At 63.6% G+C, this 25,914-nt stretch carries 32 protein-coding genes; 19 read left to right on the forward strand and 13 right to left on the reverse strand.

Annotated features, from left to right (window positions below):
• Positions 1-124 precede the first annotated feature (124 nt).
• Genes ACVWVY_RS16030 through ACVWVY_RS16045 form a run of 4 tightly spaced genes read left to right on the forward strand, consistent with a single transcriptional unit; the run spans position 125 to position 2,143 of the window.
• Positions 125-1,051, forward strand: a complete 927-nt coding sequence (locus ACVWVY_RS16030; protein ID WP_456627268.1) for a DUF2778 domain-containing protein — start codon at positions 125-127, stop codon at positions 1,049-1,051.
• Positions 1,048-1,317 carry a hypothetical protein gene (locus ACVWVY_RS16035; protein ID WP_456627269.1) on the forward strand — a complete coding sequence of 90 codons (270 nt, stop codon included), beginning with the start codon at positions 1,048-1,050 and terminating at the stop codon, positions 1,315-1,317. The genes ACVWVY_RS16030 and ACVWVY_RS16035 overlap by 4 nt, the downstream gene beginning before the upstream one ends.
• A 5-nt stretch (positions 1,318-1,322) precedes the next feature.
• On the forward strand, positions 1,323-1,913 hold the full coding sequence (locus tag ACVWVY_RS16040) for a nuclear transport factor 2 family protein (protein WP_456627270.1): 591 nt from the start codon (positions 1,323-1,325) through the stop codon (positions 1,911-1,913).
• Positions 1,914-1,939: 26 nt separating this feature from the next.
• The gene (locus ACVWVY_RS16045; protein ID WP_456627271.1) at positions 1,940-2,143 is read left to right on the forward strand and encodes a hypothetical protein; all 204 of its coding nucleotides are present in this window, start codon (positions 1,940-1,942) and stop codon (positions 2,141-2,143) included.
• Here ACVWVY_RS16045 and ACVWVY_RS16050 read toward each other — a convergent pair.
• Genes ACVWVY_RS16050 through ACVWVY_RS16080 form a run of 7 tightly spaced genes read right to left on the reverse strand, consistent with a single transcriptional unit; the run spans position 2,140 to position 7,600 of the window.
• On the reverse strand, positions 2,140-3,180 hold the full coding sequence (locus ACVWVY_RS16050; protein WP_456627272.1) for a uroporphyrinogen decarboxylase family protein: 1,041 nt from the start codon (positions 3,178-3,180) through the stop codon (positions 2,140-2,142). The two genes, ACVWVY_RS16045 and ACVWVY_RS16050, sit on opposite strands and share 4 nt — an antisense overlap.
• A gap of 38 nt (positions 3,181-3,218) precedes the next feature.
• Positions 3,219-4,088, reverse strand: a complete 870-nt coding sequence (locus ACVWVY_RS16055) for a fumarylacetoacetate hydrolase family protein (RefSeq protein ID WP_456627273.1) — start codon at positions 4,086-4,088, stop codon at positions 3,219-3,221.
• A complete protein-coding gene (locus ACVWVY_RS16060; RefSeq protein ID WP_456627274.1) occupies positions 4,088-4,750 on the reverse strand; it encodes a polysaccharide deacetylase family protein in 663 nt (220 codons plus the stop codon). The genes ACVWVY_RS16055 and ACVWVY_RS16060 overlap by 1 nt, the downstream gene beginning before the upstream one ends.
• 12 nt (positions 4,751-4,762) lie before the next feature.
• Positions 4,763-5,563 (reverse strand): ABC transporter permease, encoded by an 801-nt coding sequence (locus tag ACVWVY_RS16065; protein ID WP_456627275.1) that lies wholly within the window; start codon positions 5,561-5,563, stop codon positions 4,763-4,765.
• Positions 5,564-5,570: 7 nt separating this feature from the next.
• Positions 5,571-6,368, reverse strand: coding sequence for an ABC transporter ATP-binding protein (locus tag ACVWVY_RS16070; protein WP_456627276.1), 798 nt, complete (start codon positions 6,366-6,368; stop codon positions 5,571-5,573).
• Positions 6,347-7,099: an ABC transporter permease gene (locus ACVWVY_RS16075; protein ID WP_456627277.1), complete on the reverse strand. Its 753-nt coding sequence runs from the start codon at positions 7,097-7,099 to the stop codon at positions 6,347-6,349. The genes ACVWVY_RS16070 and ACVWVY_RS16075 overlap by 22 nt, the downstream gene beginning before the upstream one ends.
• Positions 7,100-7,108: 9 nt before the next feature.
• Positions 7,109-7,600, reverse strand: coding sequence for an ABC transporter substrate-binding protein (locus ACVWVY_RS16080; RefSeq protein ID WP_456627278.1), 492 nt, complete (start codon positions 7,598-7,600; stop codon positions 7,109-7,111).
• Between the two features lie 73 nt (positions 7,601-7,673).
• Between ACVWVY_RS16080 and ACVWVY_RS16085 the strand changes: the two genes are divergently transcribed.
• Positions 7,674-8,021 (forward strand): hypothetical protein, encoded by a 348-nt coding sequence (locus ACVWVY_RS16085; RefSeq protein WP_456627279.1) that lies wholly within the window; start codon positions 7,674-7,676, stop codon positions 8,019-8,021.
• A 112-nt stretch (positions 8,022-8,133) separates the two neighbouring features.
• On the opposite strand, the gene ACVWVY_RS16090 is transcribed toward ACVWVY_RS16085, so the two are convergent.
• Positions 8,134-8,862 (reverse strand): GntR family transcriptional regulator, encoded by a 729-nt coding sequence (locus ACVWVY_RS16090; protein WP_456627280.1) that lies wholly within the window; start codon positions 8,860-8,862, stop codon positions 8,134-8,136.
• A gap of 205 nt (positions 8,863-9,067) precedes the next feature.
• Between ACVWVY_RS16090 and ACVWVY_RS16095 the strand changes: the two genes are divergently transcribed.
• The 4 genes from ACVWVY_RS16095 (at position 9,068) to ACVWVY_RS16110 (ending at position 13,204) form a co-directional block, all read left to right on the forward strand.
• Positions 9,068-9,508 carry a MarR family winged helix-turn-helix transcriptional regulator gene (locus ACVWVY_RS16095; RefSeq protein WP_456627281.1) on the forward strand — a complete coding sequence of 147 codons (441 nt, stop codon included), beginning with the start codon at positions 9,068-9,070 and terminating at the stop codon, positions 9,506-9,508.
• Positions 9,505-10,278 carry an enoyl-CoA hydratase gene (locus ACVWVY_RS16100; RefSeq protein ID WP_456627282.1) on the forward strand — a complete coding sequence of 258 codons (774 nt, stop codon included), beginning with the start codon at positions 9,505-9,507 and terminating at the stop codon, positions 10,276-10,278. The genes ACVWVY_RS16095 and ACVWVY_RS16100 overlap by 4 nt, the downstream gene beginning before the upstream one ends.
• Positions 10,279-10,431: 153 nt before the next feature.
• Positions 10,432-12,045, forward strand: coding sequence for a GMC family oxidoreductase (locus ACVWVY_RS16105; RefSeq protein ID WP_456627283.1), 1,614 nt, complete (start codon positions 10,432-10,434; stop codon positions 12,043-12,045).
• A gap of 10 nt (positions 12,046-12,055) precedes the next feature.
• Positions 12,056-13,204 (forward strand): acyl-CoA dehydrogenase family protein, encoded by a 1,149-nt coding sequence (locus tag ACVWVY_RS16110; RefSeq protein ID WP_456627284.1) that lies wholly within the window; start codon positions 12,056-12,058, stop codon positions 13,202-13,204.
• A gap of 18 nt (positions 13,205-13,222) precedes the next feature.
• Here ACVWVY_RS16110 and hemE read toward each other — a convergent pair whose 3' ends face one another.
• Entirely contained in the window at positions 13,223-14,269 is a 1,047-nt protein-coding gene (gene hemE / locus ACVWVY_RS16115; RefSeq protein WP_456627285.1) for a uroporphyrinogen decarboxylase, read from the reverse strand.
• A gap of 136 nt (positions 14,270-14,405) precedes the next feature.
• On the opposite strand from hemE, the gene ACVWVY_RS16120 reads away from it, so the two are divergent.
• Positions 14,406-14,627 (forward strand): hypothetical protein, encoded by a 222-nt coding sequence (locus ACVWVY_RS16120; protein WP_456627286.1) that lies wholly within the window; start codon positions 14,406-14,408, stop codon positions 14,625-14,627.
• 216 nt (positions 14,628-14,843) lie between these two features.
• Here ACVWVY_RS16120 and ACVWVY_RS16125 read toward each other — a convergent pair whose 3' ends face one another.
• On the reverse strand, positions 14,844-15,059 hold the full coding sequence (locus ACVWVY_RS16125; RefSeq protein WP_456627287.1) for a SlyX family protein: 216 nt from the start codon (positions 15,057-15,059) through the stop codon (positions 14,844-14,846).
• On the reverse strand, positions 15,052-15,801 hold the full coding sequence (trhO, locus tag ACVWVY_RS16130; RefSeq protein ID WP_456627288.1) for an oxygen-dependent tRNA uridine(34) hydroxylase TrhO: 750 nt from the start codon (positions 15,799-15,801) through the stop codon (positions 15,052-15,054). The genes ACVWVY_RS16125 and trhO overlap by 8 nt, the downstream gene beginning before the upstream one ends.
• Before the next feature lie 202 nt (positions 15,802-16,003).
• On the opposite strand from trhO, the gene ggt reads away from it, so the two are divergent.
• Both ggt and ACVWVY_RS16140 read left to right on the forward strand, forming a co-directional pair.
• Positions 16,004-17,590: a gamma-glutamyltransferase gene (gene ggt, locus ACVWVY_RS16135; RefSeq protein WP_456627289.1), complete on the forward strand. Its 1,587-nt coding sequence runs from the start codon at positions 16,004-16,006 to the stop codon at positions 17,588-17,590.
• 73 nt (positions 17,591-17,663) lie between these two features.
• Positions 17,664-18,944, forward strand: coding sequence for an FAD-dependent oxidoreductase (locus tag ACVWVY_RS16140; RefSeq protein ID WP_456627290.1), 1,281 nt, complete (start codon positions 17,664-17,666; stop codon positions 18,942-18,944).
• A 38-nt stretch (positions 18,945-18,982) separates the two neighbouring features.
• Here the strand turns inward: ACVWVY_RS16140 and ACVWVY_RS16145 are convergent, their stop codons facing one another.
• Positions 18,983-19,147 carry a hypothetical protein gene (locus ACVWVY_RS16145; protein ID WP_456632492.1) on the reverse strand — a complete coding sequence of 55 codons (165 nt, stop codon included), beginning with the start codon at positions 19,145-19,147 and terminating at the stop codon, positions 18,983-18,985.
• Between ACVWVY_RS16145 and ACVWVY_RS16150 the strand changes: the two genes are divergently transcribed.
• The 4 genes from ACVWVY_RS16150 (at position 19,074) to ACVWVY_RS16165 (ending at position 21,952) form a co-directional block, all read left to right on the forward strand.
• A complete protein-coding gene (locus ACVWVY_RS16150; protein WP_456632224.1) occupies positions 19,074-19,493 on the forward strand; it encodes an FKBP-type peptidyl-prolyl cis-trans isomerase in 420 nt (139 codons plus the stop codon). The two genes, ACVWVY_RS16145 and ACVWVY_RS16150, sit on opposite strands and share 74 nt — an antisense overlap.
• A gap of 23 nt (positions 19,494-19,516) precedes the next feature.
• Complete coding sequence (locus ACVWVY_RS16155; RefSeq protein WP_456627291.1) at positions 19,517-20,497, forward strand: D-2-hydroxyacid dehydrogenase family protein; 981 nt, start codon at positions 19,517-19,519, stop codon at positions 20,495-20,497.
• A gap of 154 nt (positions 20,498-20,651) precedes the next feature.
• A complete protein-coding gene (locus tag ACVWVY_RS16160) occupies positions 20,652-21,176 on the forward strand; it encodes a cupin domain-containing protein (protein WP_456627292.1) in 525 nt (174 codons plus the stop codon).
• A gap of 38 nt (positions 21,177-21,214) precedes the next feature.
• A complete protein-coding gene (locus tag ACVWVY_RS16165) occupies positions 21,215-21,952 on the forward strand; it encodes an enoyl-CoA hydratase/isomerase family protein (RefSeq protein ID WP_456627293.1) in 738 nt (245 codons plus the stop codon).
• Positions 21,953-22,016: 64 nt separating this feature from the next.
• On the opposite strand, the gene ACVWVY_RS16170 is transcribed toward ACVWVY_RS16165, so the two are convergent.
• Entirely contained in the window at positions 22,017-23,543 is a 1,527-nt protein-coding gene (locus tag ACVWVY_RS16170; protein ID WP_456627294.1) for an amidohydrolase family protein, read from the reverse strand.
• Between the two features lie 208 nt (positions 23,544-23,751).
• Between ACVWVY_RS16170 and ACVWVY_RS16175 the strand changes: the two genes are divergently transcribed.
• The 3 genes from ACVWVY_RS16175 (at position 23,752) to ACVWVY_RS16185 (ending at position 25,845) form a co-directional block, all read left to right on the forward strand.
• On the forward strand, positions 23,752-24,771 hold the full coding sequence (locus tag ACVWVY_RS16175; RefSeq protein WP_456627295.1) for an alpha/beta hydrolase: 1,020 nt from the start codon (positions 23,752-23,754) through the stop codon (positions 24,769-24,771).
• A 124-nt stretch (positions 24,772-24,895) separates the two neighbouring features.
• Positions 24,896-25,321, forward strand: coding sequence for a VOC family protein (locus tag ACVWVY_RS16180; RefSeq protein WP_456627296.1), 426 nt, complete (start codon positions 24,896-24,898; stop codon positions 25,319-25,321).
• Positions 25,322-25,356: 35 nt separating this feature from the next.
• Entirely contained in the window at positions 25,357-25,845 is a 489-nt protein-coding gene (locus ACVWVY_RS16185; protein ID WP_456627297.1) for a VOC family protein, read from the forward strand.
• Positions 25,846-25,914 lie beyond the last annotated feature (69 nt).

The following is a 25,914-nucleotide window of genomic DNA, read 5'->3' on the forward strand; positions in this document are numbered from 1 at the left end:
TTATGGTGGGACTTATTCGGTGAATCCATTAGGAATCAGACGTGATTCCGAAGCGCCGAGCCGGGGATGGATGGATAGAAAGACGACCAGCACAGCCGGGCTTGCTTCGAGCCGCGGTACCCGATTGCTCCGCGAAGCGGCATTCGGCACAGCAGCGCTCGCGATAGCGCTGGGACTGGCCGCCTGGGTGACCGATTTCGACCTGGCCGCCTGGGTCAATCCCGCATCCGCGAACGTAGGCAGCACTTCCTCGTTCGACGAGCGCTTTGGTCCGGGCTCGGCGCGCCGTTCGCTGGCCTTTAATTACCCCTGGCGTCCCGCCGCCCGTTCGAATTTCGATGCGGAGTTCGGGCACATCGAAAGCCAGTTGGGCGGACGATCGCGTGAGGAGCAGAACGTTCAGCCCGAGCCGCCCGCCCCGACGGTCGAGGTGGCAATCCCGCTGCCACGAGCCCGGCCGGTCCTGGCCAATCTTCAGTCAACGGGGAGCGACCCGGCAACGGTTTCGTCGGATAACCGCACCATGTTCGAGAAACTCGCCGATCTGGTGCCGATGCGCTTCACGCTGGCGTCGCTGACCCCGGGGGATGGACTGTTCAGCGAGCGAAAGGATCTGTCGGCGCTCGGCTACGACGGTCAGACGGCGGTCTACGACATTTCGGCCCAAGCCGTTTACCTGCCGAACGGTGCCAAGCTCGAGGCACATTCGGGGCTGGGCAGCCTGATGGACAATCCAGCGCACATCAACCAGCGCATGGTCGGCGCGACGCCGCCGAACGTCTACGATTTGAAACCGCGCGAAAAACTGTTTCATGGGGTCGCGGCGCTGCGCATGACTCCTGTGGGCGAAAACGAAATGCATGGGCGCACGGGACTTCTCGTGCACAGCTACATGCTTGGGCCAAACGGCGATTCTAACGGTTGCGTCTCGATCAAGGAGTACGACAGGTTCCTGACGGCGTACACGAACGGTGAGGTCAAGCGCCTCGTCGTGGTGCCGAGCCTGCGCGAGGGCCTCACTGCGTCGCGGCGTTCACCATCCCCGTCATGAGCGCCATCGCAGGCGATGCCGCCGCTTCCGACACGCCGTTGCGCGCGGTTTTCAAGATCAACCTGAATGGCAGGACGGTGTCGATCGGTACCGTCGGTCAGGCCTATCGCTTCATCACCAATCTCAGCTCGATCGAGTGGATCGAATTCCGCGCGCTGCACGCCGATGCTGTCAGTGCACTGCGGGGTGCCGCTGATAACGCGATGCTGACCGTGCAGGCGACCAACTCCCTGCGTTCGCTGTTCGTCCGCGCCAAGCTGTTGTGAGTCCGATGCCCGGAAGCGACAGCGAGATTGAAGACGACCGCCTGATCCGGGAATTGCTGCAGAACTGGGCGATCTGGCGCGATGCGGGGGATTGGGAGCGTTTCCGCACCGTCTGGCATCCCGACGGCCGCATGATGGCGACCTGGACGCAGGGCACCGGCGACGAGTTCATCGAAATCAGCAAGCAGGCCTGGGCCAAGGGTGTCAGCATCCTGCATTTCCTCGGCGGCATCTCGGTCGATCTCGCCGGACACCGCGCCATCTCGCAGACCAAGATGACGATCTCGCAGCGCGCCGAGGTCGAGGGCGTGCTGTGCGACGTGCTCTGTACCGGGCGGTTCTACGATTTCCTCGAAAAGCGCGAGGGGCGCTGGGGCATTGTGCTGCGCCAGCCGATCTACGAGAAGGACCGCATGGACCCGGTGACGCCCGGCGCGACGCCTGTCCTCGACAAGGCGCTGCTCGAGCAATTTCCGCCGGGCTACCGGCACCTCGCTTATCTGCAGACCCGCATCGGTGCTTGCGCACCGCGACGCCATCGTCTTGCACATTTGACACAGATCAAGGAATCCAGCCCGCCCAGGCGTCAGGATTGATGTCTACCCCAGGCAGGGGAGACGGCATGATCAACCAAACTGAGTTGAATTCACGGGCGGCGCTTTGCAGGCAACTCGCTCGCCGCGAACCGAACAGCAAGGTCTATTGGCTGGCCGAGGCTGAAAATTGGTTGCGCCTTTCCCGTAAACCCATCCATCTGGAACGAACGGGTGGTGAAGATCCGCTAGAACAGTTTCTGGCCCTGATGGATAACCGGCCCGGACCCTAGCTGAGCTCCTTGCGGACGGTCGCCGCCGCGTCGCACATCGCCTTCAGTTTTCCGAACGCTGTATGGCGCGGCATGTACTTCATGCCGCAGTCGGGGGCGATGACAAGGCGATCCGCGGCGACGTGCTTCAGCCCGTTGCGGATCCGGTCGGCCACCACATCGGCGGATTCGATCTCGGGATTGCCGAGGTCGAGCACGCCGAGCATGATCTTCTTCGACGACAGATCCTTGAGCACACCGAGATCGAGCTTCGGCTGCGCCGCCTCGATCGATATCTGCTCGGCCCTGGTGTCGGCGAGTTCGGCGAGGAAGGAATAGCCGGCCGGCTTGGTCGAGCCGGGCACAACCGCGGCATAGCCGAAGCACAGATGCACCACCGTCGGCACCGTGATGCCCTCAAGCGCGCGGTTGATCGCCTTCACCGCATAGCGGCGGGCGAGGTCCGGATTGTTGCGTACCCAGGGCTCGTCGAGCTGGATCACGTCGGCGCCGGCCTTTTGCAGGTCGAGCGCTTCGGCGTTGACGGCGGCGGCGAACGCCATCGCCAGCTCCTCGTCGTCTTTATAGAATTCGTTTTTGGCCTGCTGGCTCATCGTGAACGGGCCGGGCAAGGTGATTTTTGCTGCGCGATCAGTGTTCTGCCGCAGGAATTTCATGTCGTGCAGTTCGACCGGGCCGCGGCGTTTCACCGGGCCTGTGACGCGCGGCACCGGCGTCTGGAGCCCGCTGCGCGAGGTGATCATGGCCGGATTTTCGTCATCGATGCCTTCGAGCGCGGTGGCAAAACGGTTGGAGTAGCTCTCGCGGCGGATTTCGCCGTCGGTCACGATGTCGATGCCGGCGCGCTCCATGTCCCTGATCGCAACGATGGTGGCGTCGTCCTGTGCTTCCTCCAGGTACTCCGCCGGCAGCCGCCACATCGCATGCAGGCGCGTTCGCGGCACGACCTTCGACAGCATCGCGCGATCCACCAGCCATTCCGGCTGCGGGTAGCTGCCGACGACGGTGGTCGGCAGCAGGTGCTTTGGCAGGTTCATGGGGTATCTCCTTGCTCTTGTTATTGCTTTCTCAATTCTCAGGCCGCTCGCGTCGCTGCGGCCGCGGCCTCATCCTTGACCGGATTGCGCAGCACGCCGATGCCGGACACTTCGACCTCGACCACGTCGCCATCCTTCATCCAGAGCGGCGGCGTGCGGTAGGCGCCGACGCCTCCGGTGGTGCCGGTCACGATGACGTCGCCGGGGACGAGTTCGGTGAAGGTGGAACAGTAGGCGATCAGGGCTGGGACGTCGAACACGAGGTCAGAGATCGGTGCGGCCTGCACCTCGACACCGTTAAGACGGGTGGCGATGGTCTGCTTGCTGATGTCAGGAATTTCGTCCGTCGTGACCATCCAGGGACCGAATCCACCGGTGCCGACGAAATTCTTGCCGGGCGCGAATTGCGACGTGTGGCGCTGCCAGTCGCGTATGCTGCCGTCATTGTAGCAGGCATAGCCCGCGACATGCGCGTGCGCCGTCTCGCGCGAAATGCGGCGGCCGGCCTTGCCGATGATGACGGCCATCTCGCCCTCATAGTCAAAGCGCTCGGACTCCAGCGGCCGGATCATCGGCTGGCCGCCGCCGACCTGGCTGTTGGCAAAGCGGGTGAAGATCATCGGATGCGGCGGCGTGGGGTGGCCGCTTTCCGCGAGATGCGTGGCGTAGTTGACGCCGATGCAGAAGATCTTGTCCGGATCGGGAACGGTAGGCAGCAGCTCGATTTCGGCAAACGCGTAGTCCGGACGTTCGCTTTGCAGTGCTTTCAGGGTGTCGAGTGATCCCTTTGCGAGCAGCGACTTCAACGTCGGATGCGCCTTCAGCCGCTTGCCGGCGTCAATGATGCCGGCGTTTGTCACCAGGCCGTATGTTGCGGTCGGACCTGCCTTGAAACTCGCGATCTTCATTATTCGGTACCTTCTTCGATAGAGGACACATAGGGTTCGATGGATCTTGCGATTTTGCCCGAACGGATCGGGACACAGTCGGGCGGAAAGCCCTGATGGAAGCGCGCGCCGGCGTTCCCGGCGCGGTCGATAAAGTATTCGAGATGGTTCATTGCGCCGCTGGGCAGGTCGTGCAGAACCATGAGGCTCCACGGCTGCGACCGGCACTGCTCCAGGGCCCGGTCGGCCCAGCCGTCAGGGTCGTCCCAGTCGCGCGGGATCGCGTTCCAGAGCACGCAGCTATGCTTGTTGCGCGTGAGGTAATCCACCACGGAGGGCTTCAACAGCCGCTGGTCGAGATTGCCGCCGCCGCCGAACGGGCGGAACCAGCGATTGGCGTGCGTGAGGTTTCCGATCGCATCCTGCGTTCGCCCGATCTCACGCTGTGCCGCGTCGGGATCGTGTTGCTGCCCGAGCGGCACCGTATGCGTAAAAGTGTGATTGCCGATCCAGTGGCCTTCGTCATGGGCGCGCGCCGCAAGCCGGTAGCGTTCGGGGTCGCCAAGCTTCTCGCCGATCACGAAGAAGGTCGTCTTGATGTCGTGTTCGCGCAAGATGTCGAGCACGCGCGGCGTCACACCGGGCTCGGGACCATTGTCGAATGTCAGCGTCAGGTCGAACACGTCGCAGCTCCGTCAGGTCGCAGGCTGGATGGCGCCGGCGGTGATCTCGTCGGCGGCGCGCTGGCCGGCGCGTGATCCCGTCTGCCAGATCGCGGCCTTGCGCTCGATCCATTTGATCGCGGCGTTGAAGGCGATCGCCATTGCCAGCACCAGCAGCACGCCGGCGAACACATGCGGGCTGTCGAGAATGGTGCGGTAGCGCGAGATCAGATAGCCGATGCCGGCGGATGAGATCAGCATTTCCGAAACCACCACGCCGACGATGACCAGCGCGCCGCCGACCCGCAGTCCCGACAGCACGGTCGGTATCGCCGCGGGGATAATCACGCGAACCAGCCGCTGGCTCAGCGTCGCGCCCATGCTGCGCGCGGCGAGCAGCAATTGCGGATCGATGGTCTGGATCCCGGCGGCGGTCGCGAGCATCGTCGGCAGGAATCCATAAATGGAAGCGAACGCGATCTTGGATTCCGAGCCGATGCCGAGCCAGACGGTGAATACCGGATACAGGATGACCAGCGGCACCGCATAGAGGCTCGAGACCATCGGCATGATCAGGATGCGCGGGCGCGGCAGGCTGCCGACGATGGCGCCAAGCAAGATGCCGCCGCCGCAGGCGAACGCCATCGAGATCGCGACCTCGTAGAGTGTCACGGCGAGCGCGTGGCCGTATTCGCCGGCCTCGTTCCATCCGGCCGCAAGCGTCGACGACAGCGACGGCAGAAACAGTTCGGGAATGAGGCCTGCGCGCGGCAGGATTTCCCACAGCGCGATCAGGCCGATGACGATCAATCTGCGAAGCGTTGCCGCGCTCATTGCTGCCTCATGCCGATTTGCGGATATGCCGCCAGATGCGGTCGCGCAGGCTGCCGAACGCGTCACCGCTCAGCATCTCGTAGGTGCGCGGGCGGGGCAGCGAGACCTGCAGATGATCGACGATACGGCCGGGGCGCGGCGACATCACGATCACCTCGTCGGCGAGATAGACCGCTTCGGTCAGGCTGTGGGTGACGAACACCACGGTCTTGCCGGTGGCAGCCCAGATCCGCAACAGTTCGTCGCCCATGGTCATGCGGGTCTGCTCGTCGAGGGCGGCGAACGGTTCGTCCATCAGCAGCACCGGCGGGTCCTGCACCAGGCCGCGGGCGATCGACACGCGCTGCTTCATGCCGCCGGACAATTCGTGCGGGTGGCGCTTGCCGAAGCCGTCGAGGCCGACCAGTTTCAGTGCGTCCTGCGCCTTGGCGCGGCGTTCGTCCTTGGCGACGCGGCGGAGCGCCAGCGGAAACTCGACGTTCTCTTCTGCCGTCAGCCAGGGAAACAGGCTCGGTTCCTGAAACACCACACCGACCCGGTTCGGGTCGGGCTCCGGGATCGGCGCGCCGCTGATGGTGATGGTGCCCGACGTCTGCTGGCGCAGGCCGGCCATCATCATCAGAAGCGTCGACTTGCCGCAGCCGCTCGGGCCGACCAGCACGACGAAACGACCGGGTTTGACATCGAGCGATACGTCCTCCAGCGCGATGACGTCCTGGGTCGTGGTCTTGAAGATCTGCCCGACATTGCGGACCTCGACCGCGCCGGCCGGCTTCAGCGGGGTTATGTTCGCCAATGGCTGCATCGTGTTTCCACCCATCTGACCAGTTCATTGAAGGCAATCGCAATCGCCGCGATCATCAGCACGCCGGCCAGCAATTGCTTCATCTGGAAATTCTCGCCCCAGGTCGCGATCTGATGGCCGATGCCGTCGCGCGAGGCGTACATTTCGGCAAGGATCACGCCGGTGAGATTGAAGATCATCGAAATCCGCAACGCCTCCAGCAGAACGGGAAGCATGCTCGGCAAATAGACGCGAAAAGCGGTCTGCATCGGCGTCGCGCCGTAAGAACGCGCGACGGTCAGATGCTCGACCTTGACCGACTCCACCGCCGTCGTGGTCGACATAATCACGATGAAGATGGTCGAGAAGAAGCCGAAGCCGACCTTCTGCGCAAAGCCGACGCCGAACACCAGGATGAACATCGGAAGGAAGATCGATTTCGGAATGCTGAAGGCGAAGAACAGCAGCGGCTTTGCCACATCGGCAAAATAGCGGTTCTCCGCGATCAGGAAGCCGATCAGCGCACCGACGGGAACGGCGAGCGCGAAGGCGGTCACCACCTCGGTCGCGGTGACGGCGAGGTCCTTGCGCACGCTCGCCCGCTGCAAGAGATCGCCGAGTGTTGCCAGCGTGTCGGATGCGGAAGGAAGCAGGCGCGGGTTGACGAGGCCGGTCCGCGACAGCATTTCCCATATCGCAAACAGCGCCACTACAATGGCGACCCGCGCCGCCTTTACGCCTAACCCGCGCATCACGTCGCCTCAGGGCTTGGTCGGAACCGGCTTGAACTGCGTCGAGATGATCTCGGCAGCCGGCCCAAGGTCTTTCATGCCGCCGGCCTTGGCCATGTCGAGCGCAAGCTGAAGCTGCTCCGGAATCTTCGCACCATCCATGCTGCCGTCGGTTTCCAGCTTCAGAATCGTGTTTTCATATTCCAGCGCCGCGATCTCGGCGGGGATTTCATAGAGTTCGGTGATCAGCTTGACGGAGGCATCCTTGTTGGCGCGCATGAACATCAGCGCGCCGTACAGCGCGTTCAGCGTCTTCTGCACCATCTGCGGCTTGTCCTGCGCGTATTTGTCGAGCGCGATCCAGCCGGCGGCGAGGTTCGGGGGCACCTCCTTGGAGAAATCGAGGATGGTGCGCGCTTCGCCCGATTTGGAGATCTGGAAGCTCAGCGGCGAGTAGACCACGGCCGCATCGACATTGCCGGCGAGCAGGTTCGGCACCAGGCCGCCGCCGCCGACGGGCACACGGGTGAACTCGATCTTCTTGTCCTGCTGGGTCCACAGCGCCAGCAGGTCCGAGCCGGAGCCGGCGGAGGTGATGGCGACCCTTCTTGCCTTTCAGATCGTTGACGCCGAGCGTCGATTTCGAAAGCGTCATCAACTGCCAGCCGTAATAACCCGTGGCGGCGCTGGCGAGCACCTTGGAGTTCACGCCCTTCTTGCGTCCGGCCGACACCAGCGAAGTGGCGTCGAGAATGACGTCGGCGGCGCCCGCCGCCATCGCCTCGAACGTCTCGGCGCCGCCGCGATAGATCGTGAGTTCGGCCGCGATGCCTTCTTTTTCGAACAGTTTTTGCCGCACCGCGGTTTCCGCGATCGTGGTCGGCCAGTAAGTCTTGGTGGGAAGCCCGATGCGAACGGTGTCGGCAGCTTGCGCGATGCCTGATGCGCCAAGCACGGTGGCTAGTGTGATCGTTGCCAGGATCTGGCGTCGCGTGATCTTCATTGTGACGTTCCCCTTGGGTTTTTCTTGATTGGTTTGGTCTTCGACCGGTCGATCAGGTGGTGTCGTCACCTCCGAGGGCTTTCGGTGTGGCGAGTTCGACGAGCTGCATGGTCGTCATGAAATGCTTCGAGAGCGCCGCGACCGCGGCATCGGCATCGCGCTGGAGGGTAGCCTGCACGATGGTGGCGTGTTCGGCCTCGACGTTGCGGGATTTTTCGGTGTTGCGCCGGATCGCGAGCCTTCGATACCGCTCGCTCTGCTCGTGCAGCACATCGCGAAAGCCCAGCAGCCATTGCGAACCGCAGGCATTCACCAGCGTGCGGTGAAAGACGCGGTGACGCACCACCCATTCCTCATAGTGATGGGTCGGATCGTCGGGATAGGTGTGGGGAACGGCGCACAGCAACGCGAACGATTTTTCCACCGAGGCAAGCCAGGCCGCGTCGCCACGCTCGATCGAACGGCGCAGCGCCAGTCCCTCGATATCCACGCGGGTTTGCGTCACGTCCCTGAGATCGGCAGGCGAGACCGGGCTGACGCGGAAGCCGCGCTGGTCGGATGCCTGCACCAGGCCGTCGGCGACCAGCCGCGACAGCGCCTCGCGCACCGCCGCAAGGCTGACGGAGAACTGCTTGGCGAGACCGGCGATATGCAGCTTCTGGCCGGGCAGCAGCCGGGTCGAAAGAATGTCCGCGCGCAGCCGCTCCTGAACGGCCGACGTCAGGCTTCGTGGCCGTTCGTCGGCACGGCTCTCACCAAAACTCAACCCGATACTGCTCATGGCGGCGGAGATTGGCCAGCGAAGGCGATGACGTCAATCGAAAATCGATTTTCTGCCTAGTGCCTTGGCAATGCTGTAATTTCTGCTCCGGCCCCGGTTGAGAGCGCCGCTTTCCAGGGATGGGGTTCGGAAATCATGGTGACAATCGTCGGGCGTTGACCTATATAGTTCGCATGCGAAATAAATTCCCGAGCCCGGTTTTCAGATGACCGCCCGCCGCGAGCATCGCCTGGTTTTCCTGCTCAGCGTCGCGCAGCGCCGGCTGCAGCGCTGGATCGCGGTGCAGACCCAGCGAAACGGTGTCACGGCCGCGCAATCCGGCTTGCTGTTCGTGCTGGGCCAGCGCGACGGCGTGCTGATGGGCGAGGCGGGCGCGGCGCTCGACCTCGGTCCGCCCGGCATCAGCGGGCTCGTTGACCGGATGACGGCGGCGAACCTGATCAGGCGGCGTGCCGATCCGGATGATGGGCGCGCGTGGCGGCTCTGGCTGACGCCTGCGGGTCGCGTCGCGCTGGCGCAGTCGAAGGCGGGCCTCACTGAGGTCAACGCGCGCCTTACGGATGGATTCAGTGAAGCCGAGATCGATGTTGTCGCGCGCTGGCTCACCGGCCTGCAAAGCAAATTTCCCAGAGGAGAAGACGAATGACCGAGCATATCAAGATCGAGAAGAGCGACGGGATTTTGAGCCTGACGATGGCGCGGCCCGACAAGAAGAACGCCCTGACGAATGCGATGTACGGCGCGCTGGCCGACGCAATCGAGGGCGCAGAGACCGATCCATCCGTTCGCGTCCTGTTGATCCGCGGCGAGGGCGACATGTTCACCGCCGGCAATGACGTCGGCGAGTTTGCCGCCATTGCGACGGGCGCGCTTCAGGGCGAGCGGCATGTCAGCCGTTTCCTGCAGGCGCTCGCTAACTCGAGCCGTCCGCTGGTCGCAGCCGTCCAGGGGCGCGCCGTCGGTGTCGGCACCACGATGCTGCTGCACTGCGATCTGGTCGTGCTGGCGGAGAACGCGCTGCTCTCGACACCGTTTGTCAATCTGGCATTGGTGCCGGAAGCAGCTTCCAGCCTGTTGATGCCGCTCCGCATCGGTTATGCGCGCGCCTACGAGATGTTTGCGCTCGGCGAAGCCGTCGATGCCAAATCCGCATTGACCTGGGGCCTTGCCAACCGGGTCGTTGCGCTCGACAAGCTCGATGCGGAAGCGAAGGCACTTGCATCCCGGCTGGCGAAACAGCCGGCAGGCGCCGTCAGTGCAACCAAGCGGCTGATGCGCAATCCGGAACTGCTCATGGCGCAGATCAAGGCGGAAAGCGAGCAGTTCGCAGCACGCCTGAAAACAGTGGAGGCGCGCGAGGCTTTCACGGCTTTCGCCGAACGCCGGCCGCCGGACTTTTTGAAACTCGCAAGCTAGCCGGCGTGATCGCCATTCCGCGATATGGCGGATTGTCGGCTGACGTTGCGGCCACCGCAATTCAAAGTCGCTTATTTCCGCGCCTGCGACCGGGAGGCAATTGACCACCTCGGGCGGCCCCGCTACCTCTTTGGGCCGCCTGCGGGGAAACAAATGAAAAATAATAATGACGCTTCCGAATTCGACTACGTCATCGTCGGCGCCGGCTCGGCCGGGTGTGTGCTCGCCAATCGCCTGAGCGCCGACGGCAAACATTCCGTGTTGCTGCTGGAGGCCGGGCCGAAGGATAGCAATCTCTGGATCCACGTGCCGCTCGGCTACGGAAAACTGTTCAAGGAAAAATCCGTCAACTGGATGTACCAGACCGAGCCGGAACCGGGATTGAACGGCCGGCAGGTGTTCCAGCCGCGCGGAAAAGTGCTCGGCGGTTCGAGCTCGATCAACGGCCTGCTCTATGTGCGGGGCCAGCACGAGGATTACGATCGCTGGCGCCAGCGCGGCAATGCCGGCTGGGGCTATGACGACGTGCTGCCCTATTTCAAGAAGGCCGAGAACCAGCAACGCGGGCCTAACAAATATCATGGCGACAGCGGCCCGTTGCCGGTGTCCGACTGGCGGCATCACGATCCGCTGTCGGAAGCCTTTGTGGTTGCCGCCGCCGAGACCGGCATTCCGACCAATCCCGATTTCAACGGTGCGACCCAGGAAGGCGCGGGATTCTTCCAGACCACGACAAGGCGCGGCCGCCGCGCCAGCACGGCGTTCTCCTATCTGCGTCCGGCGAAAGCGCGCGGCAATTTGCACGTCGAGACTTCGGCGCTGGCGCAGCGCATCCTGTTCGAAGGCCGTCGCGCCAAGGCGGTCGAATACAAGCAGGAAGGCCGCGTGCGCACGGCGCGGGCGCGCAAGGAAATCCTCGTTTCCAGCGGCGCGTATAACTCGCCGCAATTGCTGCAGCTCTCGGGCGTCGGACCGGCCGACCTGTTGAAGCAGCACGGCATCGAGATCGTGCTCGACGCGCCCGGCGTCGGCAATGATCTGCAGGATCACTTGCAGGTCCGCCTGGTCACGCGCTGCGCGCAAAAAGTCACGCTCAACGATGTCGTCAACAATCCGATGCGCAAGATGATGGCGGGCATTCAATACGCCGCCCTGCGCAAGGGACCGCTGACGATTGCCGCCGGCACCTCTGGCGCATTCTTCAAGACCAGTCCCCGGCTGGCCTCGCCCGATATCCAGATTCACTTCCTGCCGTTCTCGACCGACAAGATGGGCGAGAAGCTGCATGCGCTCTCGGGCTTTAGCGCTTCCGTCTGCCAGTTGCGCCCGGAAAGCCGCGGCTCGCTGCGCATCAGGAGCGCCGATCCTTCCGTGCCGCCGGAAATCCGCATCAACTATCTCGCGACCGAAACCGATCGCCGCGCCTTCATCGATGGCATCCGGATTTTGCGCAAGATCCTCGCTGCGCCTGCGCTGAAGGCTTATGCGGTGGCGGAGGTCGATCCCGGTCCGACGGTGAAGAGCGACGACGAATTGCTGGACTTCTGCCGCCGCACCGGCAGCACGGTCTATCACCCGACCTCGACCTGCCGCATGGGCAGCGACGCGCTCGCCGTCGTCGACCAGCGCTTGCGCGTGCGGGGCATCGAGGGGCTCCGCGTGGTCGATGCGTCTGTTATGCCGGACCTGATGTCGGGCAATACCAACGCGCCGACCATCATGATCGCGGAAAAGGCGTCGGACATGATCCTGGAGGACGCGCGGTAGGAGCGCAGACATGGCCAACGTCCTTGCCGCCATCCACGAATTAGCCCCAGCCATCCGCGCCCGCGCGGCGGAGATCGAGCAGGCGCGCCGCATGCCGGCCGACCTGGCGCAATCCCTGGCCGCGGCGGGCCTGTTCCGGATGGCCGTGCCGAACGAGGCCGGCGGGTTGGAGCTGGAACCGGCGGCGATGCTGCGGGCGATCGAGGCCGCCGGCGCGGCGGACGCTTCCGTCGGCTGGTGCGTGATGATCGGCGCCACCTCTGGGGTGACAGCGGCCTATCTGCCGACGCCGTTGGCGCGCGAGATCTTCGGGCCTGCCGATTCCATTGTCGGCGGCGTGTTCGCGCCGATGGGGAAAGCCGAAATCGACGGCGACGGTTATGTCCTTAATGGCCGGTGGGCATGGGCGTCGGGCTCCGTCAACTGCCGGTGGCTGATCGGTGGCGCTCTCGTCACGGAGAACGGTGAACTGCGGAAGCTGGCGAACGGGATGCCGGAAGAGCGCCGCCTGATCTTCCCGGCCGAGGCCGCCACCTTGAACGACACCTGGCATTCGTCGGGCCTTTGCGGCACCGGTTCGGGCGAGATGGTCGTGTCCAACTTGCGGGTGCCGCGTGAGCGCGCGATATCCTACGATGCTCCGGTTTCTTCCGGTGCGCTCTATGCGTTCCCGTTTTTCGGCCTTCTGGCGCTCGGGATCGCGGCGGTGGCGCTCGGCAATGCCCGCGGCGCCATCGAGGATCTCGTGGAGCTGGCCGGCGGCAAGCAGCCGCTGGGCTCGCGTCGTACGCTGGCCGAACGCCACAGCGCCCAGTCGACGCTCGCTATCGCGGAAGCCAACCTGCGCTCCGCGCGCGCCTTCTTCTACGAAGCGGTCGACGAGGCCTGGGCGCTGGCGCGACAAAGCGGCGCCATCGAGATGCGGCACCGCGCCGCGCTTCGTCTCGCTGCGACGCATGCGACCCGCACGGCGGCCGATGTGGCGCGCAGCATGTACGATCTCGGCGGCGGCTCGTCGGTGTTCCTCTCCTCGCCGTTGCAGCGCCGCTTTCGCGACGGCCACGTCGCCACCCAACACATCATGGTCGCGCCACCGACCTATGAGCTCACCGGCCGCGTCTTCATGGGCCTGCCGGTGGACCCGTCCGCGCCGGTGTGAGGACCTGCGGCGACGCGGCTAACCTTTATAAGCCCGCACCCGCTTCAGCATCTGCTCGACATGGGCGATCGGGGTTTCCGGCTGGATGCCGTGGCCGAGGTTGAAGATCAGCCGCCCTTGCGCGTAGTTCGCCAGCACGTCGTCGACGGCGCGATCCAGTGCTGCGCCGCCCGCGATCAGCGCCAGCGGGTCGAGATTGCCCTGCACCGCGACGCGGTTTTGCACGCGCTCGCGGATCAATGACGGCTCCGCCGCCCAATCGATGCTGACGGCATTGACGCCGGTCGCTTCCACATAGGCTGGCAACATGGCGCCGGCACCGCGGGGAAAGCCGATGATTTTCGCGTCAGGCACTTGCGCGCGCACGCCGGCAACGATGCGTTTCGCAGGTTCGATCGACCAGCGCTCGAATTCGCGCGGCGGCAGCACGCCGGCCCAGGTGTCGAAGACTTGCAGCACGTCGGCGCCGGCCTTGAGCTGGCCGAGCAAATACTGGATCGAGTTCTCGACCAGCACGTCTATGATTTCAGCGAACGCCTGGGGATGCCGATAGGCCATCATCCGTGCCGGCGCCTGGTCCGGCGTGCCTTGTCCGGCAACCATGTAGGTCGCGACCGTCCACGGCGCGCCACAAAAACCGATCAGCGCGATCTCGGGCGCGAGTTCGCGCTTCACGCGGCGCAGCGCTTCATAGACCGGCTCGAGCTTGCCGAAATCGGCGTGGCGCGCGAGCGTCGCGACTTGCTCGGGCGTATCCAGCGGGTCGAGCCGCGGGCCTTCGCCGGCCTCGAAGCGCACGGAGCGGCCAAGCGCGTAGGGAATGACGAGAATGTCGGAAAAGATGATCGCGGCGTCGAAGTTGAAACGGCGGATCGGCTGCAGCGTCACCTCGGCGGCATATTCCGGCGTGAAGCACAGGTCGAGAAAGCCGCCGGCCTTGGCGCGCAGTTCGCGATACTCCGGCAGATAGCGGCCGGCTTGTCGCATCATCCATACCGGCGGCACCGTCTGCCTGCGGCCGGATAGCACTTCGATAAAGGGTTTTGCGGCGGATTTCTGGGGCAATCGAAAGTTCCTGCGAGAGCGCTGATCTTCGGCGCCTCTGATACACGCAGGTTCCCGCCAGGCCAAGGACGGATACCGGAACGACATGTGGAACTGGCGTAAAATTGGGCCGTTATCTCGTCCATGGAGGTACCACATGGCCGAGAAATTCAACCCTGCGCCGCACGACAAGCACGCCGCCGATCCCCGCGAGGCGACGCGGGCCGACCGCGAAACCCACGAGATGCTCGAGAAGGGTCTGGTGGATACCTTTCCGGCTTCCGATCCCGTGAGCGCCGCGCAACCGGCGCCGTCGAAGGCGGATGGCGATCGCGAAAATGAGTCGTTGTGGGACAAGATCCGCGGCGTCTTTCGCTAGGATCGCTCGACGGAGCAAGCGAATTCAACCACGCCGCAAACGACTCGCCGCGGAGCGGCAGCACCAAGAATGTCTCGCCGGTCGTGTGGGCCGTGATCGTGGCAGTGGTGGTCGCCGGCGCGATCTGGTTTGCCATGCATGCATGATGCAACTGCCTCTCATGCGTGCTTTAGGTGAAGAAACGGCCTCCCTTGCGGAGGTCATTTCTTTGCGCTGTCAATAATGCGGCGGCGGTTCGTTCGCAGGACCCGGTGCATGTCTTTCGGCTTCCTGCAGCCGCTCTTTTAGTTCAGCCACTTGGCGCGTCAGCGCATCGATCTGCTTCCACTGTTCGGTGATCGTCTGGTTCAGCGTCTCGATGGTCACGTCATGATAGGCCAGCCGCATTTCCAGCGCGTCGATGCGATCGCTCAGTGCGGTTACATCACTCATGGGAGCCATCGTTCGGTCGCTGCCGCAGCCCGTGGCCCAGCGCCACCCGCTCGTCGAACACGAAACATTCGCCGCGCCAGCGGCTTTCCTTTTCCGGTACACCTTCGAGATAGCGGAGGATGCCGCCCTTGAGGTGATAGACCTCGCTGAAGCCTTGCGCCAGCAGATAGGCGCTGGCCTTCTCGCACCGGATACCTCCGGTGCAGAACATCGCGATCCTCTTGTGCTTCGCCGGGTCGAGTTGTTGCGCGGCGAATTCCTTGAACTGCCCAAAGCTCTTGATGCCGGGGTCGACTGCCCCTTCGAAGGTGCCCATCGCCACCTCGAAGGCGTTGCGGGTATCGATCACCAGCGTGTCGGGCGTTGCGATCAACGCGTTCCAATCCGACGGCTCGACATAGGTGCCGACCTGGCGCGTCGGATCGACCGCGGTATCCCCGAGCGTGACGATTTCCTTCTTCAGCCGGATCTTCAGCCGCTGGAACGGCATCTCGGAAGCGCTGGAAAACTTGAGTTCGAGGTTGTCGAGCCGGCCACCGAAGAGGGGGCCGTGCTGCAATTCTCGGACGAATGTGTCGATACCCTCATCGCTGCCTGCAACGGTGCCGTTAATCCCTTCATGCGCCAGCAGCACACTGCCCTTGATCCCAAGGCCGGCCGCAAGCGCGCGCAACGGCTCGCGCAGTCCCCGGAAGTCCGGTAGTGCGGCGAATTGGTAGAGGGCGGCGACCTTGAGCGGCATGGCGACCGTTTATCAGGCAGGCCGGGCAGGGGAAACCCCGTAAAGCCCTGCGAATTCCTCGTATTGCTACCGCCGGTCCTTGGCATGCCAGCCATTGCCCTGCCGGGGAAGAATATGCCAAAGAACCGTCTGCAAACCCGCCAGATGCTCCCCGCGGGGTGCCCAAGAAATATCGAAAAACGCTGAAAAGAAAGCACTCGCGATGAGGAATTTCCATTTCGCCGGCCGCTCGACGGTCCATGCCCAGAACGCGATGGTGGCGACGTCGCATCCGGAGGCCGCGCTTGTCGCCATCGACGTGATGCGGGCGGGCGGCACGGCGGCGGACGCCGCGGTGGCGGCCTGTGCGCTGTTGGGGGTGATCGAGCCGCAATCGACCGGCATCGGCGGCGATTGCTTTGCGCTGATCCAGCCAAGGGGCGAGGGCAAGATAACAGCCTATAACGGCTCCGGCCGCGCGCCGATGGCGGCCACGGCCGAGTGGTATCTCGAGCGCAAGATCCATTCGGTGCCGCTGACCTCGGCCCATGCGGTGAGCATTCCCGGCGCGATCGACGCCTGGGACACGATCCTGCGCGACCACGGCAAGATGGGGCTCGACACCCTGCTGCAGCCCGCCATCAAGGCCGCGGAAGAAGGCTACATCGTCGCACCCCGCATCGCCTTCGACTGGAAGAACCAGTTCGAGAAGCTGAAGAACGGCACCAACACCGAGCGCTATCTGCTGCCGCATGGCAAGCCGGCGGTGGCCGGGGACGTCATTCATCAGCCCGAACTGGGCAAGACGCTGCGGGCAATCGCCAAGAACGGCCGCGACGCGTTCTATGCCGGCGAGATCGCGGCCGACATGGTGGAAACCCTGCGCGGCATCGGCGGTCTGCACACGCTGGAAGATTTCGCCGCGCACTCGACCGAAACGACGGCGCCGATCGGCACGATGTACAAGGGCCACGATGTCTGGCAGTGCCCGCCGAACGGCCCCGGTATCACCATGCTGGTCATGCTGAACATCCTCTCCCGCTTTGACCTGACCAAATTCGCGCCGCTCAGCATCGAGCGCTTCCATCTCGAAGCGGAAGCCGCCCGCATCGCCTACATGATGCGCGAGCAGTACATCGGCGATCCCGCGCAGGTTCATGTCGATGTTGCCGGCATTCTCGCGAAGGAATTTGCCGAAGAGCACATCAAGAATATCAGGATGGACCGGCTGCTCGATCTGCCGAACGTTGCGCCGCCGATGAATCCGTCCACCGTCTACATCACCGTGGTCGACAAGGACCGCAACGTCTGCTCGTTCATCAACTCGATCGCGCATTCCTTCGGCTCGGCCATCGTTTCCAACAAGACCGGCATCCTGCTGCAGAACCGCGCCGGCGGCTTCCGGATCCAGCCTGGCCATCCGAACTGCATCGCGCCGGGCAAGCGGCCGCTGCACACGATCATTCCGTCACTCGCCACCAAAAACGGCCGAGCGGTGATGCCGTTCGGCGTGATGGGTGGGCAGTATCAGCCGGTGGGACAGAGCCATGTGCTGACCAATATCCTCGACTACGGCTGCGACGTGCAGGAAGCCATCGATATGCCGCGCGGCCTGCACTACGAGGGCTTTTATCAGCTCGAGGACAGCGTACCGGCCGAGATCGTCGAGGGCCTGAAGAAGATCGGCCACAAGACCACCAGCGTGGTTGGCCCGCTCGGCGGCGGCCAGGCGATCTGGATCGACTGGGACAAGGGCACGCTGACCGGCGGCTCCGATCCCCGCAAGGATGGTTGCGCGCTGGGGTACTGATCCCTTTGTCTGCATCGCCTCCGGAACAACAGCCCGTGGCTTTCGTTAACGCGATGGGCTGCAGCCGTCCGCATTGGGGACGGCCGCTTGTTGTCAGAGGTCAGCTATCACTATTCTCGATTCAGACGATGCCGAACAGGCCGACCTCCGCGGCGGCCGTTCGCCATGGTTTGCGACATCGTCACATCCGCCCCGCCGCGACCTCGGCGAGAACCTGAAATGTGACGCGCTGATCGTCGGTGCCGGCATCACGGGGTCGCTGGTCGCCGAGCGCCTGACGCGACAGGGCCTCGACGTCATCATCATCGATCGCGAGTTGCCGGGACGGGGCAGTACGGCTGCTTCCACATCCATGCTGCTGTGGGAAATCGACCGGCCGCTACACGACCTGAGCGAGACTTACGGCTTCGAGCGCGCCTCACGCGCCTATCGGGCCAGCCGCGATGCCGTCGCGGGCCTTAAGTCGCTGGTCTGGCGGCTCGGCATTGCCTGCGACATCCGCGACAAGAATTCGCTGTATCTTGCGGCGGACGAAAGCAGCGCCGGTCTGCTGGAAGAGCATCGATGGCGGGCACGCGCCGGCTTGCCCGGCGATTTTCTCGACCATGCCGTGCTGCTGGATCGCTTTGGCATCGCGCGTGCCGGTGCGATCGTCTCACAGGGCGCGGCCGACGCCGATCCCATGAAACTGGCGCATGGGTTGCTCAGGACGGCGCTTGCGCGCGGTGCACAGTTGTTTGAGGCAGACGCCGTGGCGTTCGATGCTGCGGGGCGTTCGGTCCATGTCCGCGCGGCCAACGATCGCGAGATCGAAGCGCGGTCAGTCGTGCTCGCCACCGGTTATGTGATGCCCGATATCGTTCGCTCCACCGTGCACGCGGTGTCGTCGAGCTGGGCGATTGCGACCGTGCCGCAGCCGCAAAACATCTGGAACGATGGCGCACTGATCTGGGAGAACGCGGAGGATTATCTTTATGCGCGAACGACGCGAGCGGGACGCATCATCGTCGGCGGCGAGGACAGCACGAAAATTATCGAACCGGAGGCGCGCGATCGCTTTATCCCCCAGAAGTCGCGCGCGCTGTTGCAGCGGCTCGCGGCACTCTGGCCGGCGGCGAGACCCGATATCGAATTTCGTTGGTCGGGGACGTTCGATACGACGCATGATGGATTGCCGCTGATCGGTCCGGTCCCCGGCGCCAAGGGCGTCTATGCGGCCTACGGCTATGGCGGCAACGGCATCACCTTCAGCTTTCTCGCCGCGCGTCTGATCGGCGACCTGATCGCCGGAAAAACTTCGCTATTGCTGGGTGATTTTGCAATCGATCGCGATGGTGGCAAGACGGCTGGCTGAAACATGGCTGGCAGCCGAAAAATGGCTATGGAAATGGCTCACCTTGGGCTAGAGACGTCGGTCTCCCGAACGAGGTGCACTGAGATGCGATCTTCCCGACGCACGATCATCCAGACCGCATGTGCCGCCGTGGCCGCCGCCGCGGTTGCCACGCCCGTTGCCATCAGGATGGCATCGGCCCAGACCGCAGGAAAAAAACCCATGACCACAGCTTCAGGCTTGCAGATCATCGACAGCAAGGAAGGCACCGGCGCCACGCCGAAGGCCGGCCAGACCTGCGTCATGCATTATACCGGGTGGCTCTACGAGAGCGGCCAGAAGGGCAAGAAGTTTGACTCTTCGGTCGACCGCAACGAGCCGTTCGAATTCAAGATCGGCATGCGGCAGGTTATCGCCGGCTGGGATGAGGGTGTCGGCTCGATGAAGGTCGGCGGCAAGCGCACGTTGATCATCCCGCCTGAACTCGGCTATGGCGCGCGCGGCGCGGGCGGTGTCATTCCGCCGAATGCGACGCTGATGTTCGACGTCGAATTGCTGGCGGTGAAATAACCGCGCGCAACGGGAGGCGCATCGTGAAGGTCTCGATCCTCGACGATTATTTCGACACGTTGCGCACCCTCGACTGCTTCCGCAAGCTGGCGGGACACGACGTCACCATCTGGAACGATCACGTCCAGGACGTCGATGTCCTGTCGGAGCGGCTGCGTGATACCGAAGCGCTGGTGTTGATCCGCGAGCGCACGCACATACGCACGCCGCTTCTGGAGCGGCTGCCGAAGCTGAAGCTGATAAGCCAGCGCAGCGTCTTTCCGCATATCGACATCGATACCTGCTCCCGGCTCGGCATTGTCGTGTCTTCCGGCCAGCACGCCGATACGCCGTCTTACGCGACCGCCGAGTTCACCTGGGGCTTGATACTGGCGGCCATGCGCGCGATTCCGCAGCAGATGGCGGCGCTCAAGGCCGGCAAATGGCAGATCGGCGTCGGCCACACGCTGCGCGGCAAGACGCTCGGCATTTATGGTTACGGGCGGATCGGCGCCGTCGTCGCCGGCTACGGCAAGGCGTTCGGCATGAACGTGCTGGTGTGGGCGCGCGAGCCGGCGATGGCGAAGGCCCGTGCCGATGGATACGAAACCGCCGCCAGCAAGGCGGATTTCTTCGAACGTTGCGACGTGCTTTCGCTGCACATGCGCCTGGTCGATGCCACGCGCGGCATCGTCAAGACAGAAGACCTCGCACGGATGAAACCCTTGGCGCTCCTGGTCAACACCAGCCGCGCGCCGTTGATCGAGCCGAACGCGCTGGTCAATGCGCTGCGCGCCGGCAGGCCCGGCATGGCGGCGGTGGACGTCTACGAAAAGGAGCCGCTGCGCGACGTCAACGATCCCCTGCTTACCATGGACAACGTGGTCTGCACGCCGCATCTCGGCTACGTCTCGCGCGACGAATACGAAATCCAGTTCACGGATATTTTCGATCAGATCCTGGCCTATGCCGCGGGCGCGCCGACGAATGTCGTCAATCCGGACGTGATGTCCAGGCGGCGCTGAGGCGCTGCAAGCACGCGGGCGTGGATGGGCGGGGGACGAGCTCGGCCATGACGAAAACCGGGGCGCCCATGCGCCGCGGGCTCCCTTAATCTTCTGGTTTGCGGCCCTGGTTTTCGATACCGTTCGGACCAGCGATGTTCCGAAAAGGCGCCCAATGACCGGTACGCACGACCACAGCCATTCCCACGATCACGATCATTCGCACGGCGATGCCGAGCGCTGGAAGCATGACGGCGTCCGCGTCATCCCCGGCAATCAGCTCGATCCCAACGTGCCCTCGACCGCGGGCATGGACCGCAAGGCCGCGATCAATTTCGCCCGCGTCGGCGCCCAGAAATTATGGGCGGGCACGGTGACGATCCGCCCCGACGCCAAGACCGGGGCGCATCATCACGGCCATCTCGAAAGCATCATCTATGTCGTGAAGGGCAAGGCGCGGATGCGCTGGGGCGAGAATTTGCAGTTCACCGCGGAAGCCGGCCCCGGCGACTTCATCTTCGTGCCGCCCTATGTGCCGCATCAGGAGATCAACGCCAGCCGCGACGAGGTGCTGGAATGCGTGCTGGTGCGCAGCGACGGCGAGGCGGTGGCGATCAATCTCGACATCGAGCCGGTGGAGAAACCTGAGACCGTGCTGTGGATCGATCCGGTGCACCGAGATCCCGCCGAGAAGAAGTAAAAAAACGCCGCCGTCGTGCGGATGTCGCGGGGGAATGCATGAAGCTTGTTCGCTACGAGAGCGCGGGCCACGTCGCCACCATCACCATGGATCGTGCCTCGGCACACAACGCGCTCAATAATGCCTTGTGTGACGAACTGCGCGAAGCCTGGCTGCGCTTTCACGAAAGCGACGACCGGGTTGCGGTGCTCGCTTCGTCCGAAGAAAAATACTTCTCGGTCGGCGCCGACGTCAGGGATCTTCCCGTCAACATGTGGCACGCGGTGCCCGGATTGGGCGTCGAACTCGACAAGCCGGTCATTGCCGCGACGTCCGGATGGGTTGTCGGCGGTGCCTTCGTGCTGGTGCAGATGGCGGACATGTGCGTGGCGTCGGAGACGACGCGCTTCATCTATCCCGAGGGCAAGATCGGCACCACCGCGGGCGGCATCTCCTCGGTGATGGCGCGGATGCCGCACAAGATCGCCATGGAGTTTCTTTTGGTCGGCGAGGAGATGTCGGCGGAGCGCGCCTTCCAGATCGGCTTCGTCAACAAGGTCGCGCCGAAGGGGCAGCATGTCGCGCTTGCCCAGGAGATGGCGGCCAAAATCGCCGCCAACGCGCCGCTGGTGGTCCGGGCATTGAAGAAGCTCGCCCGCGACGCGATGCCCAAGGGCCCGCTGGAAGGGGTTGCCGAGGTGCGCCGGTTGCTCGATGTCATCAGGGACAGCCAAGACCTCAAGGAGGGCGTCAAGGCGTTCGCCGAAAAGCGAAAGCCCCAGTTCAAGGGGAAGTGAGACAAAGCTCGTCATTCCGGGGCGCGACGCTCGGGCGTCGCGCCGGAATGACGGAGCGGCGGGTTTAAGCAAACAGGCTGTGATCCACGGCCCCGTTCGGCACCACATAGCCATAGCGCGTGTGGGACGGCTCCGGCCCCGCTTTCTCATATTCCGCCTTCATCAGGGCAAACCGGTCGCCGCTGATATCGAGCATCGCGCGTTTGGGCTGGATATCATAAAGCCGCGCATTGTTGCCGCCGAAGATCGCCGACTTCACGGTTCCGTCGGCTTCGCCGAGCGGCGCGTAGCCGAATTTCTTCTGCATGGCTTCGGGGATTTCGAGGCGCCGCAGGCCTTCGATCTGCCATTGCGGTGCGCCCGTCCACAGCGCATCGGTGCCCCAGCAGACGTGATCGGCGCCGAGCCCCTTTATCAACGTGCCCATCAGCGCGGCGCAGACATTCGGCTCCGCCACCAGCGTTGTCGCGAACAACTGCCCGACGTCGCCATAGACATTGTTGACGCCGTACTGCGCCGGGATATCGGCAAGATCGCTGGTCCACGAAATGCGGCCGGTGCGCTCGAACTCAGCCAGCGCCTGTTTGGGATCGCCGCCGACATGGCGGTAGGCGGAGTGATAGATAATGAAGTTGAGCTGCGGCCAGTCCTTTGCCGCCTGGCCGACATCGGCGACGTCGGCAAAGCCGCGCAGATTGGGAAACTGCTTTTCGATCCCCGGTGCGAACAGCCCCTTGTGAATGCAGACATTCTTGATGCCGGCCTTCACCATCTTCTCATAGCCCTTGTAGGCGACCTTCTCGTCGTCCATCCGCCAGGGATATCGGCTGATTTCCTTGTGCGTGTTATCGCCGACGGTGTACCCCTTGCATGACTCAGGCTTGAGCGCGAGGCCGGCATCGAGCTTGTCGAGCCAGCCGGGCTGTCCCGGCGTGAAGATCATGTGCGCGAACACCCGGCGAGAGCCAGCTTCGTCGTTAATTTTCTTGCGGGCGTCTGCCATCTGCTCGTTGGTCAGGAACCAGTCCTGCTCGATGTCAGACGGTGCGGAGGAGATCAGCGAAATCTTGGTGTCGCTGTCGAGAAACATCTCCTTCTTGTAGTTATTGAACTTGAGGTCTTCGATGGTCTGCTCGTGATCGTTGAGCTCTTTGTTCCAGCCGGCCTTGCCGACCGCTTTGCGCATTTCGACAAAACCCATGATGCGGGTGTCGTCGCGCAGGAAATGCGTGTGCATGTCCATGATGAACTGGTCTTTTAGCGCGCCGGCGCGCTCCTGCGCCATCGCAGGCGTGGCGGCTTCCGCCTTCGTCACGTCAAACAGCGGCCCATAGACTTCGTTCATCGCGACGAACGATGCGGCCATGCCGGCTGCGGTCTGGAAAAACCGGCGGCGATCGAGGCCCTGCTTGCCACCGAGATCGTCGGCCATCGCCAGCAGCCGCGCTTCGACGTCGCGCTGCCGTTCGTTTTGCGGGTCGGGATAGAATTCGTCGCTCGATACGATCTGTGTCGGGATCGGCGTCGGGTATGCGCACAGTTCGGACGGCATCAATGCGGCAAGTTCGGCTTCCGTCAGCTGGTTGCTCATGAATTCCCTCCCTGAATCGGACGGTTGTCGTAAGAATAGACCGTACAACCAGCGGCTGTCAGCCCCTTCTGGGCCTGTTCGCGCGATGGTGTTCGCGCCGTGCGGCGCACACGTGCTTTCAAATCGGTATGCCCGCTGCTAGACTCGGCCCAAGTAAATCGGTCCAAGTAAATCGGCTCAAGTAAAAATGCGACGCGGGGATGACGCCATGACCGACTCCGAAAATTTGCTGGCGCGACGCTCGGTTCTCAAAGGCCTCGGCCTGGCTGCAGCCACAATCGCCGCGATGCCGGCGCAGGCTGCGACGGTGGTTCCTTCCGAAGGCGGCGAAATCTGGAGCAACGAATACTGGACCAAAAAGGGCGACATTCCCTTGTGGATGTTTCGCAAGCGGATCGGTGCGCCCAAGCCCGGCGAGCCGGCGCGGCCGGTGGTGTTCTTTGTCCACGGTTCTTCCGTGACGTCGCGGGTGTTCGATCTCAACGTGCCCGGCAAAGGCGAATACTCCGCGATGAACGAGTTCGCGCGCTACGGCTTCGACTGCTGGACCATGGATCACGAGAATTACGGCAAGTCCGGCCGCACCTCGGGCAATGCCGATATTGCCAGTGGCGCCGAGGATCTGAAGGTCGCGGTCGAACTGATTGTCCGCGAGACGGGCCAGCAGAAAGTGCATTTCGTGGGCGAGTCCTCAGGCGCGCTGCGCGCCGGCGCCTACGCGATGGTCATGCCTGAGCGTATCGATCGGCTGGTTTTCGCTGCCTTCACCTACAAGGGCGAGGGCTCGCCGACCCTGACAAAGCGCGCGGAACAGCTCGCCTATTTCCGCACCCACAACATGCGCAAGCGCGACCGCGACATGATCCGCTCGATCGCGACCCGCGACAAGCCGGGCACTTCCGATCCCGCGGTGATGGAGGCGCTGGCGGATGCCGAAATGCAGTTCGGCGACCAGATTCCGACCGGCACCTATCTCGACATGACCGCCAATCTGCCGGTCGTGCATCCGGAGAAGGTGCAGGCGCCCGTGCTGCTGGTGCGCGGCGAATATGACGGGATCGCGACCGTGGCCGATCTCGAGGAATTCTATAACAAGCTGCCGAACGGCGATCGTCAGTTCATTATCCTGCCCGGCACCGCCCATTCGGTGGCGCTGGCAATCAACCGGCAGTTGTTCTGGCATGTGACGCGGGCGTTTCTGACCATGCCAACCCCGATCGCGACGTAACGGCTGGCCAAGCCCGCGGCCGGACGTGACGGCGCCAAAAATCCCGGGAAAAAAAATTCGAACGGCATGTCGGTTCGCCGCCCGCTCGCTCGTCCTCAGGTGGAACCCTCCAAAGGAGCCCATTATGGCCAAAATGATCTTCGTCAACCTGCCGGTCAGCGATCTCGCCCGTTCGACCGCCTTCTATCAGGCGATCGGCGGCGAAAAGAACCCGCAATTCTCCGATGACACAGCGTCCTGCATGGTGTTTTCCGAGGCCATCTACGTGATGCTGCTGACCCACGACAAGTATCGCCAGTTCACCTCGAAGAAGATCGCCGACGCCAAGGCCACCAGCCAGGTCCTGATCTGCGTGTCCGCCGACAGCCGTGGGGCGGTGGATGACATGGTCGGAAAGGCGCAACGCGCGGGCGGCGGCGCCGATCCGGGCCCGAAGCAGGACTATGGCGTCATGTATGGCCGCAGCTTCGAAGATCCCGACGGTCACCACTGGGAAGTGATGTGGATGGACGTCGCGGCCGCAACCGCTGCACAGCCCGCCACCGCCTGATCCATTCGAACGCATCCGCAATCGGAGTTCTCCCGATGTCCAAGATTTCTCCCTGCCTGTGGTTTGTCAGCGAAGCCGAGGAGGCCGCGAACTTCTATGTTTCGTTGTTGCCGGATTCCCGGATCGAGAAGATCCAACGCAATATCACGGACACCCCCGGCGGCAAGGCCGGCTCCGTGCTGGTGGTCGACTTCACGCTGGCCGGCCAGCGCTTCATGGCGTTGAACGGCGGGATGAAGATGGAGTACACGCACGCCGTTTCCTTCATGATCGACTGTGCCGATCAGGCCGAGGTCGATCGGCTCTGGGATGCGCTACTCGCGGACGGCGGCAAAGCCGATCAATGCGGCTGGCTGAAGGACCGCTACGGCGTGATCTGGCAGATCGTGCCGAAGGCGTTGATGACGTATATCGGCGGTTCCGATTCCGCTGGCGCGCAACGCGCCATGCAGGCGATGCTCGGGATGGTCAAGCTCGATATCGAAGGGCTGAAGCGCGCGTATGAAGGCAAGAGCGCGGCGTAAAGAGCAGGTTTCGTAGGGTGGGCAAAGCGACTTGTCCGCCGTAGCTCAACGAGCCAAGGCGGAAACGTG

Source organism: Bradyrhizobium sp. URHC0002, from assembly GCF_054059515.1.